The 15,246-nt window shown below is 57.1% G+C and carries 14 protein-coding genes; 4 read left to right on the top strand and 10 right to left on the bottom strand.

The genetic code is table 11. From position 1 onward, the window contains the following. The first annotated feature begins 1 nt into the window (after position 1). On the top strand, positions 2-910 hold the full coding sequence (locus AM329_RS06120; RefSeq protein ID WP_032609225.1) for a LysR family transcriptional regulator: 909 nt from the start codon (positions 2-4) through the stop codon (positions 908-910). Here AM329_RS06120 and AM329_RS06115 read toward each other — a convergent pair. Then, positions 901-1,785: a LysR substrate-binding domain-containing protein gene (locus AM329_RS06115; RefSeq protein ID WP_032609226.1), complete on the bottom strand. Its 885-nt coding sequence runs from the start codon at positions 1,783-1,785 to the stop codon at positions 901-903. The genes AM329_RS06120 and AM329_RS06115 overlap by 10 nt on opposite strands. 113 nt (positions 1,786-1,898) lie before the next feature. Between AM329_RS06115 and AM329_RS06110 the strand changes: the two genes are divergently transcribed. From AM329_RS06110 to AM329_RS06100, 3 genes are all read left to right on the top strand, one after another. Beyond that, on the top strand, positions 1,899-3,380 hold the full coding sequence (locus AM329_RS06110; RefSeq protein ID WP_032609227.1) for a UbiD family decarboxylase: 1,482 nt from the start codon (positions 1,899-1,901) through the stop codon (positions 3,378-3,380). A 130-nt stretch (positions 3,381-3,510) separates the two neighbouring features. Beyond that, on the top strand, positions 3,511-3,798 hold the full coding sequence (locus tag AM329_RS06105) for a VF530 family DNA-binding protein (protein WP_032609228.1): 288 nt from the start codon (positions 3,511-3,513) through the stop codon (positions 3,796-3,798). Positions 3,799-3,805: 7 nt separating this feature from the next. Then, on the top strand, positions 3,806-5,095 hold the full coding sequence (locus AM329_RS06100) for a glycoside hydrolase family 10 protein (RefSeq protein ID WP_032609229.1): 1,290 nt from the start codon (positions 3,806-3,808) through the stop codon (positions 5,093-5,095). A gap of 39 nt (positions 5,096-5,134) precedes the next feature. Here AM329_RS06100 and dsbG read toward each other — a convergent pair whose 3' ends face one another. From dsbG to AM329_RS06055, 9 genes are all read right to left on the bottom strand, one after another. Beyond that, positions 5,135-5,911, bottom strand: coding sequence for a thiol:disulfide interchange protein DsbG (gene dsbG, locus AM329_RS06095; protein WP_032609230.1), 777 nt, complete (start codon positions 5,909-5,911; stop codon positions 5,135-5,137). A gap of 41 nt (positions 5,912-5,952) precedes the next feature. Next, positions 5,953-6,510, bottom strand: a complete 558-nt coding sequence (locus AM329_RS06090) for an RNA polymerase sigma factor (RefSeq protein WP_192828563.1) — start codon at positions 6,508-6,510, stop codon at positions 5,953-5,955. Between the two features lie 5 nt (positions 6,511-6,515). Then, positions 6,516-6,929: a hypothetical protein gene (locus AM329_RS06085; protein ID WP_032609233.1), complete on the bottom strand. Its 414-nt coding sequence runs from the start codon at positions 6,927-6,929 to the stop codon at positions 6,516-6,518. Between the two features lie 189 nt (positions 6,930-7,118). Then, complete coding sequence (locus AM329_RS06080; RefSeq protein WP_032609235.1) at positions 7,119-8,669, bottom strand: methyl-accepting chemotaxis protein; 1,551 nt, start codon at positions 8,667-8,669, stop codon at positions 7,119-7,121. A gap of 95 nt (positions 8,670-8,764) precedes the next feature. Beyond that, on the bottom strand, positions 8,765-9,781 hold the full coding sequence (locus tag AM329_RS06075; RefSeq protein WP_003857087.1) for a LacI family DNA-binding transcriptional regulator: 1,017 nt from the start codon (positions 9,779-9,781) through the stop codon (positions 8,765-8,767). A 28-nt stretch (positions 9,782-9,809) separates the two neighbouring features. Further along, on the bottom strand, positions 9,810-11,216 hold the full coding sequence (locus AM329_RS06070) for a sucrose-6-phosphate hydrolase (protein ID WP_032666361.1): 1,407 nt from the start codon (positions 11,214-11,216) through the stop codon (positions 9,810-9,812). Next, positions 11,216-12,586 carry a sucrose-specific PTS transporter subunit IIBC gene (locus tag AM329_RS06065; RefSeq protein ID WP_032609238.1) on the bottom strand — a complete coding sequence of 457 codons (1,371 nt, stop codon included), beginning with the start codon at positions 12,584-12,586 and terminating at the stop codon, positions 11,216-11,218. The genes AM329_RS06070 and AM329_RS06065 overlap by 1 nt, the downstream gene beginning before the upstream one ends. A 66-nt stretch (positions 12,587-12,652) precedes the next feature. Continuing rightward, positions 12,653-14,170, bottom strand: a complete 1,518-nt coding sequence (locus tag AM329_RS06060) for a carbohydrate porin (RefSeq protein ID WP_032609240.1) — start codon at positions 14,168-14,170, stop codon at positions 12,653-12,655. Between the two features lie 171 nt (positions 14,171-14,341). Beyond that, positions 14,342-15,238, bottom strand: a complete 897-nt coding sequence (locus tag AM329_RS06055; RefSeq protein ID WP_032609241.1) for an aminoimidazole riboside kinase — start codon at positions 15,236-15,238, stop codon at positions 14,342-14,344. Between the last annotated feature and the right edge of the window lie 8 nt (positions 15,239-15,246).

Raw genomic sequence — 15,246 nt, 5'->3', positions numbered from 1 at the left:
GATGTCCCCCTCCGATATGGATATGGACCTGATCCTGACGCTGGATGCGTTACTCAGGGACCAGAATATCACCCATGCCGCCGCGCGGCTGGGCATCAGCCAGCCGGCGATGTCTGGCCGCCTTGCGCGCCTGCGCGTGTTGTTTGGTGAGCCGCTGTTTGTCCCTTCCCCACACGGACGTGGGGTGTTACCGACGCCGCGCGCCGAGGGGTTAAGGCCGCAGGTCGCGACGGTTTTGCAGGGTATATCGGCGATGCTTGAACCCACCACGTTTAACGCGCAGAACAGCAACCGCACCTTTGTGATTGCCCTGCACGAGAACCCGGCGCTGATGCTGGGGGCAGAGTTGCAGAATCAGATTAGCAGTGCGGCGCCAGGTATCCGCCTGCGTTTTGCGCTCCCGGAAACCCAACTGCTGCCAGCGCAGATGGAAAATGGCAATGTGGATATTTATGTCGGCGTTAACGCGGTGGCGCACGATGCATGGGTCAGACGCAAGCTGTTTGACGATGAATATGCCACAGCCCAGCGAAAAGGCCATCCGCGCGGTACGAGTCCGATGGATCTGGATAGCTATTGTAGCCTTTCCCACCTGGTGGTTTCATCCGAGGGCGACCCGTTCGCGGGCTTTGTCGATCAGCATCTGGCGGGGCTTGGCCACCAGCGTAACGTAGTGATGTCGACGCAAAGCTATGCGATGGCGCCTGCGATTGTTGCCGGTACCGATTTGCTCTGCACCTTACCCAGACGCATGTTGCTACGGTTTACGCAAACGCTTGATATTTTTCCGCCGCCGCTGGATCTCCCACCGATCGTCATCGGTATGTACTGGCACCCGAAAAACAGCCAGGATCCGGCTAACCGCTGGCTGCGAGAACAGCTTCTTCAGGCCGCCGGACGTCAGGTATGATCGAGGATACTCATCAATTTTTTCAGCACCTCAGAGCGAATAATCCGGTGGCAAACCAGCGTCAGCTCGCTCTCCCGGAGTCGGTCAAGAATATTCACAAAGACGACGTTTTGTACGCATATCGCCTTCGCTGAAGCCGGCAGCATGGCGATGCCAAACCCTGCCGAGACGAGGCTTATCACCGTGGGGACATCGGTGGCATTTTGCACAACGTCAGGCTGTATGCCCGCGCTGTGGCAGGCATCATAGAAATATTGCTCCAGCCCCATCCCCTCCGGGTCGCGCAGGGCGATCCACTTCTCCTCTTTCACCGACGCAAGCGTAAGCGCGGCGGAGCCCGCCAGGCCGTGTTGACGAGGTAAGGCCAGCACGGCTTTTTCCGTTGTGAAAGGACGGCTTTGCAGATCGTCAGGCAGCAGCGGTAACGGGGCACGAATAATGGCCACATCCAGCTGGTTGCTTTGCACGCCGGTATAAAGGGTTTGCACATTTCCCGTCATCATGGAAAGGCTGATGGCGGGCCATTTCTCATGTAAAAGCCGCAGCGCGGCGGGCAGCTTACTGTCGAATATCGCACTTGAAACACATCCGAGATTCAGCACGCCCTGTTCTCCTCTGGCCGTCTGTCTGGCATCCAGAATCGCCTGATCGGTCATTAAAATCGCGACTCTGGCTTTACTGAGAAACGCCTCACCGGCTGGCGTCAGCGTCAGGCGACGATTCGCCCGGCTAAAGAGCATTACCCCCAGACGATCTTCAAGCGTTTTTATCTGCTGACTCAGCGCGGGCTGCGCCATGTTAAGGCGCTCCGCCGCTCGATGCATGTGAAGCTCTTCCGCCACCACGATAAAATTGCGCATCAGTCGAAACTGCATACCATGCCTTTATTATTGATAATAAAATTCATATTAAAATAGCATAAATGATGCAATTGATAGCCCTCTTCGTCCGGTTAAGAATGGATGCATTCATCCGAGGGGGGAAAAATATGGAAAACCACATCAACGATCTCAGAAGTGCTATCGAACTGCTAAAACGCCATGAAGGTCAATACCTTGAAACCAGCCATCCGGTCGATCCTGACGCGGAGCTGGCGGGTGTGTACCGGCATATTGGTGCTGGCGGCACGGTAAAACGTCCGACGCGCATTGGCCCGGCGATGATGTTTAACGCTATTAAGGGATACCCCGACTCCCGTATTCTGGTCGGAATGCACGCCAGCCGCGAGCGGGCGGCGCTCCTGTTGGGCTGCGAACCCTCTGAACTGGCAAAACATGTCGGCCAGGCCGTGAAAAACCCGATTGCTCCCGTTGTCGTCCCGGCGGCCCAGGCGCCGTGTCAGGAACAGGTGTTTTATGCCGACAATCCGGACTTCGATCTGCGTAAATTGCTTCCGGCACCGACCAACACGCCGATAGATGCCGGTCCGTTCTTCTGTCTGGGGCTGGTGCTGGCAAGTGATCCGGAAGATGCCTCACTGACCGATGTCACTATTCACCGTCTCTGCGTTCAGGAGCGCGATGAGCTCTCCATGTTTCTTGCCGCGGGCCGCCATATTGAAGTGTTCCGTAAGAAAGCCGAGGAGGCGGGTAAACCGTTGCCGGTCACGATCAATATGGGTCTCGATCCCGCTATCTATATTGGCGCCTGTTTCGAAGCCCCTACCACGCCCTTCGGCTACAACGAACTGGGTGTCGCCGGTGCGTTACGTCAGACCCCCGTCGAGCTGGTGCAGGGTGTGGCCGTAAATGAAAAAGCGATTGCGCGTGCGGAAATTATCATCGAAGGCGAACTGCTGCCGGGCGTGCGCGTAGAAGAAGATCAGCATACCCACACCGGGCACGCGATGCCGGAATTTCCCGGCTACTGCGGGGAGGCTAACCCCTCCTTACCGGTAATCAAAGTGAAGGCCGTCACGATGCGTCATCAGGCGATCCTGCAAACCCTGGTAGGACCGGGCGAAGAGCACACCACGCTGGCCGGTTTGCCAACGGAGGCCAGCATCCGTAATGCGGTGGAAGAAGCCATTCCCGGTTTTCTGCAAAACGTCTATGCGCATACCGCTGGCGGCGGCAAGTTCCTTGGCATATTGCAGGTGAAAAAACGCCAGCCCTCTGACGAAGGGCGTCAGGGTCAGGCGGCTCTCATTGCGTTAGCCACCTATTCCGAGCTTAAAAACATTATTCTCGTCGACGAAGATGTGGATATTTTCGACAGCGACGACATCTTGTGGGCGATGACGACCCGTATGCAGGGCGATGTCAGCATCACCCATCTGCCGGGGATCCGCGGACACCAGCTCGATCCGTCTCAGGCGCCGGACTACAGCCCCTCCATTCGTGGCAACGGGATCACCTGCAAAACGATTTTCGACTGTACGGTGCCCTGGGCGCTGAAGTCCCGCTTTGAGCGTGCGCCCTTTATGGAGGTAGACCCAACGCCGTGGGCACCTGAACTGTTTAAAAAATAGCGTTAACCGGAAAATCTTCTTCACCCTTCACGGGTGAAGAACCTCACGCTGAAATTGCCGCGTCCCCTGCTTTCTTGTAACCTTTGAGCGTTTATCACATCCCCATAAAAAATGAGACTACCGGACGCCTATGACAGCACATGTTTCCAACGATCCTTTGCATGGCGTAACGCTCGAAATGCAGGTTAACGCGCTGCTTGCGCGATATGGCTGGAATGAACTGGGCAACCGAATCAAAATCAACTGTTTTCGCAAGGACCCGAGTGTTAAATCGAGTCTGAAGTTCCTGCGCCGCACCCCATGGGCGCGGGCGGAAGTTGAAGCCCTCTACCTCGACTCCCTTCACGATGACGGTAACGGGGAGCAGGACGAACCGGCGTTTAATCCCTGGACGGATAGCCGGACACCCAGGAGCTAACACGCAAATGATGCGACACGTAAAACGGACTGGCGCGCTGCTTGGCTGCGCGCTTTTACTGGTAAGTTGCACTTCCAAACCACCTAAATCACTCGTAACCCCGCTGCCGCAGGCGAAACCTGTACAGCAGACTAACGAACCCATGCGCGGGATCTGGCTGGCGACCGTCTCCCGTCTCGACTGGCCTCCCGTTTCATCGGTGAATGGCCGTAGCGCGGACCAGCGCATCGCCCAGCAACAGCGGGCGCTGACGGACAAGCTCGATAAGCTGAAAAATCTTGGGATCAACACCGTCTTCTTTCAGGTAAAACCGGACAGTACGGCGCTGTGGGCTTCTAAAATACTGCCCTGGTCAGATACCCTGACGGGGACTATCGGGGAAGATCCCGGTTACGATCCGCTTCAGTTTATGCTGGATGAAGCGCACAAGCGTGGGATGAAGGTTCATGCCTGGTTTAACCCATACCGCGTTTCCACCAACACGAAGCCGTCGACCATCGCCGCGCTTAACCGCACCTCGTCGCTTCATCCTTCGAGCGTGTACGTCCTGCATCCGGAGTGGATCCGCACCTCGGGGGATCGTTTTGTTCTCGACCCGGGCATTCCCGAGGTGCGGGACTGGATACCCCAGGTGGTGATGGAAGTGGTAAATCATTACCCTGTCGACGGCGTTCAGTTCGATGACTATTTTTACACCGAGACGCCGGGCTCCCCCCTGAATGATGCCTGGACCTTCAGGCGCTATGGCGAAGGATTTGCGTCAAAAGCGGACTGGCGTCGACACAATACGCAGCAGTTGATTGTGCAGGTCTCCAGGGCGATCAAGCAGGCTAAACCTGAGGTCGAATTTGGCGTCAGCCCGGCGGGGGTCTGGCGCAATCGCTCCTTCGACCCGGCAGGCTCGGACACGCGCGGCGCCGCAGCCTATGATGAATCCTACGCTGACACGCGCAAATGGGTACAGCAGGGATTACTGGATTACATTGCGCCGCAGATCTACTGGCCCTTCGCCCGCGACGCGGCACGTTACGATGTGCTGACAAAATGGTGGGCTGACGTGGTGAAACCGACCCACACCCGTCTGTATATCGGGATCGCGTTCTACAAAGTGGGCGCGCCTTCCAGAAACGAACCGGACTGGACGGTGAACGGCGGCGTACCGGAGCTGAAAAAACAGCTCGACCTCAATGATTCACTGCCAGACGTTAAGGGCACCATCCTGTTCCGTGAAGACTATCTTAACCAGCCGCAGACGCAGGAAGCAGTAAATTACCTTCGGGGACGCTGGGGTAGTTGACTGAAAAAAGGCAGAAACGTCCTGTTTCTGCCTTTCTTTTTACGGCTTCGGTCCGAACATTGCCTCAAGCTGTTTTGCGTCTGGCATACCCACGACCTGTTGCAGTTCGTTTTGCTCATTCAGGTAATAAATAGCCGGTGTGGCATTCGCGCCAAGACTGTCCATGAGCGTCTGGTGATTTTGCAGGATCTCAACGGTTTCCCGGGAAGCCGCAGCTTCAGGTTTCGGCAGCTTTTTACCGCCGGACAGCTCGTACGCTTTCCAGGCCGACACCGGATCTTTCGCATTCAGGATCGCGGAGGCGTTACGCCCGCTGTTCGGGTTAAGAAACGCAACCAGCAGCGTGTTGAGCTGGACCTTGCCAGCCTTCACCCACGGCTGCGCTTCAGCCCAGAACTGCTTGCAGTACGGGCAGAACGGGTCGGCAAAGACGAAGACTTTGCGCGGGGCACTCTCCGCGCCCTCCTTCAGGGGATGCGCCGCATTGAGCTTTTTCCACATCTCGCGGCCCATCGGGGCGTAGATCTCTTTCTGGAAAAAGGCCTCGCTGAGGTTGGTTCCCTTCTCATCATACAGATAGCCAGACACGACGTGCTTTCCGTCAGGGGTCAGAAAGAGCGTCACGCCCATGTCCTGATATTGCCCCAGCCACGCTGGCGCGCCGCCGGGTGCGTCAATTTTCTTAATGATCTTGATGTCCTGCTGTTCACTGAAGTGCTTCACCACATCCGGAAGCGACTCCTCTGCCCTGACCAGCCCCGAAACCATCAGAGCAGAGAGTAACAGCACCTTTTTCTTTGCTAACCGTTGAAGCATAACGCCCCCTCTAAGATATTGTTTTTCAGAGTGGTCGAAGTTTATTGCCCTGTCAACGCTTCATAAATATCCTTGAGGCGACTACGCAAAAATCGCACAGCTTTGTGTTTACGGGATAATAACGCCTGCACACTGTCGCCTGTTTCCTCTGCCAGCACCTTCATGCTGTAGCCCTCAAATTCCGTTTTTTCAAACACCTCGCGCTGAGGTGGCGGCAGTTCCGACAGGGCTTGCCCCAACTCTTCCCATAGCAGCATGTTGAGATACTCCTCTTCCGGCGTTTGCGGTACGCCGAATAACGTTTCTGCAATCTCCTGCTCCGGAAAGTCCTCGTCAACTGCTGTCAGGTACCCCGGCAGTGAAACCTCGTGCTTTTTTCGCGCCCGGTCGATCATCTCATTTCGTGCGGCGCGAAACAGCCAGGCGGCGACGTTCTCGACCGGTTGTTCCACTTTCATCAACTGCCAGGTCACTTCCTGAAGAATATCATCGACATCATCACGAACCGCAGTCCTTCCGCGAATGAAGGCTTTTAGCCGCGTGCGGCAGGCATTGAGTGCCGAGATCAGTAATGATTCCCCCGCCTCACCGGCTTTCATATCGCTCACTCGGCTTCCGGCGCTTTTGCACCGTTATCATCTCGCTTTTCATCCCGGCCATCGTGCCACCGGCAATGACCGTGGCGCCCAAATCCCGCCCGACGCTGCTGAATGAAGGCCTCACGTTGTTCGGGGCTCATATTCATCCATTGTTCGTGCATACGGCGGTGCGCACCGAACATGCCCGGACGGAAACCCAGCCCACCGAAAAGAATGCGGCTCAGCAGCAGGATCCCCAGCGCCTGCCAGAAGCCAATGGCTTTAACCCCCAGGATGGCCGGGAGCAACGCGTTCCACAGGGACATGACCAGCAGGCCAAGCACCACGAACAGGACTGTGCCAATCACGATGCCCTTACCCATACGATGGCGGCCCAAACCACGCCCGTGACCTTTTCCGTGCATATCAAAATTTCTCATGTGTACCTCGTTTATATTGAATGATTATGGTCTCTGATGAGGTAGACGGATGAGGAACAGAAATATTGCCGGGGAAAGATAAAATTTATGTGATAGCGGCTTTGTACGGATAACAGTAATGGCTGAAGGAGATTGTGCAGCGGCTACATGCAGACATTAAAAAGGCTCCCTCAGGAGCCTCTCTGAACATCACGCCGTAGCAGGCAAACTAAAGCTCGAGATACTCTGGGACAGCTGCTGCGCCTGCTCCTCCAGCGAGGCCGCGGCGGCGGCGGATTGCTGCACCAGCGCCGCGTTCTGCTGGGTCACACCGTCCATCTCCGTTACGGCCTGCCCAACCTGACCAATCCCGCGGCTCTGCTCTTCTGAGGCAACCGAAATCTGTTCCATCAGCGTATGCACTTTATTCACAGAGCTGATAATAGAATCAATCACCTCTCCCGAACGATTCACCAGTTGTGCACCGTTTTTCACGCTGGAAACAGACTGGGCGATAAGGCTTTCGATATCTTTCGCCGCCACCGCGCTTTTCTGGGCCAGTGTGCGCACTTCACTTGCTACCACGGCAAATCCTCGCCCCTGCGCGCCAGCACGCGCCGCTTCAACGGCCGCGTTTAGCGCCAGAATATTAGTCTGGAAAGCAATGCTGTTGATGACGCTGGTGATGTCCTCAATACGCTTCGAATTGGACGCGATAGTATTCATCGTTTCGATGACTTCACGGGTTACCGCTTCACCGGTATGGGCATTTTTCACGGCATCCTGCACCAGCTTACCGGCCTGGAAAACGTTGTCGGTGTTATTCGCCACCGTCGCGCTCAGCTCTTCCATGCTGGCGGCCGTCTGGGTCAGGGCCGAAGCCTGTTGCTCGGTACGGGAGGCCAGGTCGATATTGCCGGAGGCAATTTCCTGCGCCGCATGCGTCACAGTGTGGCTGGCATCGCGCACCTGAGAAATGGTGGAGAGCAGCGCCTGGCGCATCTGCTCCATTGAGGACATCAGGTGATCGATTTCATTCCCGGAATCACGCTTGATCGGTACCGGTACGTCCAGCTTCCCGGCCGCAATCTGGCGACAGTGCTCGCGCGCCAGGTTCACCGGCGCAAAGACCACGCGTTTCATCAGCAGGCTGACGGCGAAGATCACCACCACGAATAGCACCGCAATGCTGGCGATAATAACCAGACCCGACACAAAATTATGGCTCGCATCCTCGTTCAGCGTTTTGGCGTACTTCTGGTGAACGGAGAGAACCTGATCGAGCACAATTTCATATTGGCGATCGAGTTGAGACACCACGGGAATAAGAGCGTTGAACCGCGACACATCGTGAGCGGCGGCAGCGGCAATCAGCGGTGCCAGTCCCTGGTTACGGTAGTTTTGCCACGCCTCCTGGTAGGCAGTGACCAGTGGGGCTTCGTCCGGCAAACGCGGCGAGGCAATAAACGCCGAAAATGCACTATCGGCTTTGGTCAGCGCCTCTTTAACCGAGGCCAGTTTCGCAGACGGGTCGGTAGCGTCCCCCGCTTCCACCATTTTCACATACTCCATAACCCTGACGCGCAGGGTTCGGCTGTGGTTAATGGGATCAATAATGGACAGAACCACCTGAATTTCTTTGTTCACATTATCCAGCGAAGTATTACTTTTAATGATGAGCCCAACGCTGGTGATAGTGCTGGCCACAAAGAAGAAAAGCAGGGAAAACAGGATAATCAGGGATGATTTTTTCAACGACATAACACACCTCAGGGATATAATTTCCCTTTGGTTATCGGCTGAATCCAATCTTTAATTAATTAAAGTTATTGATGTCACCCTCAGACGTTACCCTGTCACTCTACGGCCTTGTATCGCCGTTGCAGGGTGGCATCCAGCTTACGCTGGATCGGCTCCGGCGTTTCCCCTTCAATCAGTTTGCCAATCAGATCAAAGCAATGCCAGGCGAGCTGGCGGTTATCCTGACGAACGGTATCGACAGGAATGGTCAGAGAATCATAGAGATAGTGATCGTCAAAGCTGGCCAGACGCATATCGCTTTGCAGCAGATTATGTTGCCCCATATAGCGCAACACCCCTTCCAGCAGACCGCAGGCGGCGGTAAAAAGGGCTTTTGGCGGGCGGCCCAGGCGTGCGCAAAGCTCGGCAAACATTTCGTAGCCGGAGCTCGGATGGTAATTACCATGAATGATCCACTCCGGACGTAACTCGACGCCAGCGTCACGCAGCCCCTGCTTAAACCCTTCCAGACGGTCACGCGTCGGGGAAAGCCGCGGCTGGCCGCCGAGGAAGTAGAACTCATCCGGATGCTGGCGCGCGATGTCGGCCACCAGTGTGGCGGTTGGGGTAATTGAATCGGTGAGGACCAGCGGCAGAGTACTGTCGTTCATATGACGGTCAAAAAGCACAACGGGCAACTGTTCGCTCAGCTTTTGATAGTCCGCGTCGTTGAGCATGCTGGAGGCGACAATCAGCCCGTCCACCTGGCGGGCCACCATGTTATTGACCACCACCGTCTCCTGGCCCGGATTTTCATCGCTACAGGAGATCAGCAGCTGAACACCCGCCTCGCGGCAGAGGGTCTCCAGCTCATGAGAAAAAACGGCAAACCCGTAGTTGGTGATTTCCGGCACCACCAGACCAATGGTGTGGCTGCGGTTGTCTCGCAGCGAACGGGCGTGAATACTGGGCTGATAATGATGTTCTTTGGCAATCGCCAGCACGCGCTCGCGTGTCTCCTCCGCCACCCGAAGCTCTTTGCTGCGGCCGTTCAGCACCAGGCTGGCGGTGGCTTTTGATACCCCCGCGAGCTCCGCGATATCTTTAATGGTGACGCGTTTTGTTTTTCTCACAACGACTTAGATCCGGCTGCCAAAACCTCTATTCTATCATGCAGCTGCGCAGCGACCAGTAGCGTAATTTGATGTCGGACGCACCTTCGAAGCGTACCTGGGCCGGATGGTCAGGAAAATAGCGGCTGCTCATGACGCCTTCACCGTGATTGATGAAAATTTCGACGCTGGAACGGTCACACAGCACGCGTAAATGATGAACAGTGCCCTGCCAGTAGCGGGTCAGCGTGTCTGCGGTTTTCAGACTGGCGCGTTCCAGACGGATCCCCGCATCATCCACAATCAGTCGCAACGCGCCGGCAAAATCCACGTTCACGCACGAGGCGCTCAGTTCGAACTCAAGACGCGCTCCCGCCAGCACCGGGGCATCGCTGGCGCGTCCCTGCCAGTGGTGTTCATCCTCGCGCAGCGTTTCCAGCTCACGGACCGGGGTCTGCCAGAGCTTACCGTCGCGGTAGCGCAGCTCGCGAGGACAGGTCATCTGGTGGATCCAGCCGTGCGCCCGCGTAGGCTGGAGCATCTCTTCGCCGTCCGGCACGCCCATCCAGCCGATGAGGAGGCGGCGGCCATCTTCTGCCACCGTGGTTTGCGGCGCGTAAAATTCGAATCCGGCGTCAAGCTCATGCAGCTCGCCGTGCGTAAATGCAGGCGTTTGATAATCAAAGGCCCCGCTCATCCAGACGGCCGGATAGGTGTTGAGATAGCGATGCGGTTCGCGCGCCAGCCCCTGCGGGCAGCAGATCAAGACGTGTGTGCCATCAAGCGCAAACAGATCCGGGCACTCCCACATATAGCCCGCGTCCGTGAGTCCGTTGACGCCGTGACCGGCGATTTCGCCGCAGGGCGCCCAGGTGTGTAAATCGGCTGACGTAAACAGCAGCACCTTGCCGCGCTTATACCGATCCTGCGCCCCGAGCACCATGTACCACTGCCCGTCATGGCGCCACACTTTCGGATCGCGGACGTGCCCGGTATACCCGTCCGGCAGAGGCAACACCGGTCCCAGTTTGGCAAACGTGCCGTCGTCATTTTGCACCGCCAGACACTGCCAGGCGGTGCGGCCGCCATCGTCAAACTTAACGTTGCCGGTATAGCACAGGGTCAGCACGCCGTTGTTATCCACGGCGCTGCCGGAGTAACAGCCGTTGCGGTCATACTCTTCGTCAGGCATCAGCGCCATTGGCTCGTGCTGCCAGTGCACCAGATCTGCTGAGCTCCAGTGTCCCCAGCACTTGTAGCGATGATCGCAGCCCAGCGGGTTCCACTGATAAAACAGATGATAGCGTCCGGCAAACCAGATAAAGCCGTTCGGATCGTTCATCAGCCCCGTCACCGGCGCGGGATGCCATTGCGGATAGTGGCTGTCCGCCAGCGCACGCGGCTGGCCTTGCATCACGGCCTGCAACACGGCAGGCCAGCGGGAAGGTAAGGTCATTATTCAGAGTCCGTCTTATATTTCAGCAGCAGAGAGACGGTGAACGCCACGCCAAAGGCAATCACCATGCCGATAATATAGTTGAGCAGCGAGCTGGCCTGAACGATAGCCATACCGGGAATCGCGGTCAGGCCAACGGCGGTCATGTAGACATGCACCGACACCACCCAGGCACCGCCCGCCGCACCACCGATCAGCGCCGCGATAAACGGCTTCACAAAACGCAGGTTGATGCCAAAAATTGCCGCTTCGGTGATGCCCAGCATCGCGGAAAACGCCGACGGTAAGGTAATGGCTTTGATTTTAGCATCGCGGGTTTTGAACCACACCGCCAGACACGCCCCGCCCTGCGCCACGTTCGCCATCGCCCAGATCGGCAGCAGGAAGTTAACGCCAATCGACGGATTACCCAGCAGTCCGGCTTCAATGGCGTGGAAGCTGTGGTGAATGCCGGTAATGACAATCACCGAATAGAGCCCACCAAACAACAGCCCGGCCAGCCAGCCCGCGTGGGCAATCAGGGTGCTAAGAATGAAGGAGATCCCGTCGCCCAGCGCGCGTCCCGCCGGGCCAATAATCAACAGCGCGATAAAGCCGGAGATAATGACGGTCAGGAACGGCGTCAGGATCAGATCTAACGCATCCGGTATTGCCCGGCGCAGCTGTTTTTCCACAATGCTCATAAACCACACCGCCAGCAGTACCGGGAATACGGTTCCCTGATAGCCAATCATGGCGATTTCAAGACCGAAGAAGTTCATGGTGTGGAAGCCGGACGCTACGCCCCAGGCGTTGGTCAGCGCCGGATGAGTCAGGATGCCGCCGAGCGTTGCCCCCAGATACGGGTTGCCGCCAAACTCCCGCGCGGCGGTGAAGCCAATCAGGATCGGCAGAATAATAAACGCCGCCGAGCTGCACATATCCAGCATGATATAGAGCGCGTTATCCGGATTAACCCAGCCGTAGGTTTTAACCATCCCCAGCAGGCCCATCAGCAGACCCGAGGCCACGATCGCCGGGATAATCGGCACGAAGATGTTGGAGAGCAGACGCGCGATACGCTGGAACGGGTTCAGCTTGCGGGCCGCAATATCCGCCGCTTCCGATTTACTGGACTCGCTAATTCCTGCCGCCTGAATAAACGCGGCGTAAACCTTATTCACCACCCCGGTGCCGAAGATCACCTGCATCTGCCCGGCGTTGCGAAAACAGCCTTTCACCCCTTCAACCTTGCCGATAGCCTGCTGGTCGGCAAGCGCATCATCGACCAGCACCAGACGAAGGCGCGTGGCGCAATGTGCCGCGCTGGCAATGTTCTCTTTGCCACCGAGCAGCGGAATCAGCTCGCGCGCAATATGATTAAAATCCATAGATACCTCTTCCTGACCTCTTTTTATGGTGTTTGAAACGCCCCCGCGATGCGGGAGCGTGAAGGGTTAAAACCAGGTTTCCATCTGCACCCCAAAGTTCCATTCCCCGCCCGCGTTAAAGCCGCTGCTGCCAAAGGCGTCATCGCTGGCGTAGTTATCCAGCTTGCTGCTCCAGTCCATCCAGGTGGCGAACAGACGCAGCTCCGGACGGCTGAAGAAATCGCCAATCTTGCCCGCCTTTAACGTCGGGGCGAAGGTCAGCTTGTAGAAGCTACCGTTAACCGCATTGCGATCCTTGTAGCCTTCCGGGCTTAAATCCATGTACTGATAGCTGCCCTCGAACGCGAGGGCGAAATTCTGGGTCACCTCTTTGATCAGACGCGTGTTGAGCGTGACCCACTCATAGCTGTCGCCCTTCACGTAGCGGTCCTTACTGCTTTGAGCCAGCACGGCGGGCGCAATGTGCCAGCCACCGCCCAGAGGCGTGACACCGTAACTAGCAAAACGCCAGGTATCGGCTTCTGACAGCAGCGCGCCGTCTGAACCAATGCTTTTCACCTCGGCGCCCAGACCGTGGCCGTAAAGGAGCGCCGTTTTGGCGGAACCTTCCCGCAGGCCGTAGAAGCTCTCGTTATGCAGACCAACCAGCGCATGTACTCCGTTATTGGCCGCGTCGGTTTTAATCGGATCGCCGTTGCTGTCCTTACGGTCGTCGTTATCTTTTGCCCGTAAGCCGCTGACCATCATCTGCACCGGCCCGGCGAAGTGATTCATGCTGAGGATGTAGTTCTGAACGTTGTTGTCGATCTCCTCTTCGCTGCCGAAGTTACGGCCATAAAGGGAGAAGTTACTGCGCAGCGTATCGTTCCACTTCACGTCGTAGACGCCGCCACCGGTCCCGGCGAGAAATACCACGTCGGAATCCAGCCAGTGAATGTCGAAGTTGTCGCGGTCAAAACGCTTACCCGCCCAGAAGGTGCTGCCCTTCAGCGCGCCGGTAAAGTCCGGCAAATTGCCCAGCTCGGCAAAGGCCTGACGAATGTTCAGGTCGCTGCTGTCTGCCGACCAGTCGTTATAGGTTTTCTGACCGTCGGCCAGCATCGCCTTAAAGCGCGTCGTCGCGCCATTCTCCAGCGTCTGTTTGTGCTCAACATTCAGCTCAACGTAGGTATCCGCTTCGTTCCCCAGACGCCCGATGGCCCCGCCCGTTTCCCCGGCGGGCGTCAGATAAGGGCCGCTTTTGCTGCTGGAGGCCGCGTCGTTCATCAGCAGGCCGGAACGGGCGTAACCGTGAAATTCAAAACCGCCTGTCCGGTCGGCTTTTTCTTCCAGCATCGTGGTGCGTTGCGCCACCGCCTGTGTGGAGGTTTGCGCTTCCTGCTGCGCAGCCACCAGCTGCTGCGTTTTCTGTTCCGCTGCCGTGGCGCGCTTTTCAGCAACCTGCGCGCGAGTTTCCGCCTCCTGCAAACGCTGCTCCAGCGCCGCCAGGCGCGCTTCGATACGGGTCATATCCGTCTGGGCAAAAACAGAGGTACTGCCGGCCAGCATGCCTATCATCACGGCAAGTCTGCGTTTTTTATACATTTTGTCGCATCCCTAATAACTATCGGTGAAAGTGCTAAATTGCTAAACCGGTTTAGGCTGGTGATACTAAACCGTTGAATTTTAGATCGGCAATGTTTTTTGCTAAACCGTTTTAGTAAGTGTGATCGAGGCGACAATTCAGGCCGCCGAATGGTGGCCTGGAGAGGTGAATTACAGTTCGTGATGATAAGGCAGCGCGGTCATTGCCCCTTTTGCGGTTGTCGCCAGCGCCCCACAGCGCTGCGCTAACGTGATGACCTCTGAGAGACGGGCCTGGCCATAACGTGCCAGACCGAACAGTAGCCCTGCGACGAAAGCATCCCCCGCGCCAGTGGTATCAATGCATTCCACGGGTGATGCAGCATAGTGTGTCAACGCGCCTTCCTGCCAGGCGGTGACGCCCTCTTTTCCCTGCGTTACCAGCACCAGCCTGGCCGGACAGGTGCGCATCAGCGCCGCCAGCCCCTCATGGACCTGCGCATTTCCGGTTAAGAACGCCAGCTCTTCCACCGAGATTTTCACCACATCTGCACAGGCTAATGCCCGCTCAAGACACTGACGCAGCTCGACTTCATCGTGCCAGAGATCGGCGCGGATATTGGGGTCAAAGCTGACGAATCCCCCCGCCTGTCTGATCGCGGCCATCGCCTGAAACGTCGCGGAACGGCTGGGTTCGGCGCTGAGCGCGATAGAGCAGACGTGCAGCCACTCCCCGGCGCGGAATGACGGGAGGTCGGCGGCGTCGAGGAACAAGTCAGCGCTCGGGCGAACCATAAAGGTAAAGGAACGTTCACCGTCGTTATCGAGATCCACCACCACCGTGGAGGTGCGATGCTGCGGGTCCAGCCGCAGCCATTCTGTATTAACCTGCTCATCCGCAAGCGTTTTTTGCATAAAATGCCCGAAGGGGTCGTCGCCCACCCGGCCTATAAAGGCGCTTCTGCCGCCCAGACGCGCTACCCCTACCGCGACGTTGGCCGGTGCGCCGCCAGGACATTGCAGCAGTTTGCCCTCTCCGTCGGGCAACAGATCCACCACTGCATCGCCAAGTACCCAGATCGTCTCCATATCACCTT

Source organism: Enterobacter cloacae complex sp. AR_0002 (assembly GCF_001922365.1).
Classification (GTDB): domain Bacteria; phylum Pseudomonadota; class Gammaproteobacteria; order Enterobacterales; family Enterobacteriaceae; genus Enterobacter; species Enterobacter hormaechei_C.
Note: the sequence above shows the minus strand (reverse complement) of the source record. Positions and strands in the feature narration are given on the sequence as shown.

Bases quoted from the DNA above. Each gene is read 5' to 3' on its own strand.
- AM329_RS06120 (WP_032609225.1), top strand. From the start codon at position 2: ATGTCCCCCTCCGATATGGATATGGACCTGATCCTGACGCTGGATGCG.
- AM329_RS06115 (WP_032609226.1), bottom strand. From the start codon at position 1,785: ATGCAGTTTCGACTGATGCGCAATTTTATCGTGGTGGCGGAAGAGCTT.
- AM329_RS06110 (WP_032609227.1), top strand. From the start codon at position 1,899: ATGGAAAACCACATCAACGATCTCAGAAGTGCTATCGAACTGCTAAAA.
- AM329_RS06105 (WP_032609228.1), top strand. From the start codon at position 3,511: ATGACAGCACATGTTTCCAACGATCCTTTGCATGGCGTAACGCTCGAA.
- AM329_RS06100 (WP_032609229.1), top strand. From the start codon at position 3,806: ATGATGCGACACGTAAAACGGACTGGCGCGCTGCTTGGCTGCGCGCTT.
- dsbG (WP_032609230.1), bottom strand. From the start codon at position 5,911: ATGCTTCAACGGTTAGCAAAGAAAAAGGTGCTGTTACTCTCTGCTCTG.
- AM329_RS06090 (WP_192828563.1), bottom strand. From the start codon at position 6,510: ATGAAAGCCGGTGAGGCGGGGGAATCATTACTGATCTCGGCACTCAAT.
- AM329_RS06085 (WP_032609233.1), bottom strand. From the start codon at position 6,929: ATGAGAAATTTTGATATGCACGGAAAAGGTCACGGGCGTGGTTTGGGC.
- AM329_RS06080 (WP_032609235.1), bottom strand. From the start codon at position 8,669: ATGTCGTTGAAAAAATCATCCCTGATTATCCTGTTTTCCCTGCTTTTC.
- AM329_RS06070 (WP_032666361.1), bottom strand. From the start codon at position 11,216: ATGACCTTACCTTCCCGCTGGCCTGCCGTGTTGCAGGCCGTGATGCAA.
- AM329_RS06065 (WP_032609238.1), bottom strand. From the start codon at position 12,586: ATGGATTTTAATCATATTGCGCGCGAGCTGATTCCGCTGCTCGGTGGC.
- AM329_RS06060 (WP_032609240.1), bottom strand. From the start codon at position 14,170: ATGTATAAAAAACGCAGACTTGCCGTGATGATAGGCATGCTGGCCGGC.
- AM329_RS06055 (WP_032609241.1), bottom strand. From the start codon at position 15,238: ATGGAGACGATCTGGGTACTTGGCGATGCAGTGGTGGATCTGTTGCCC.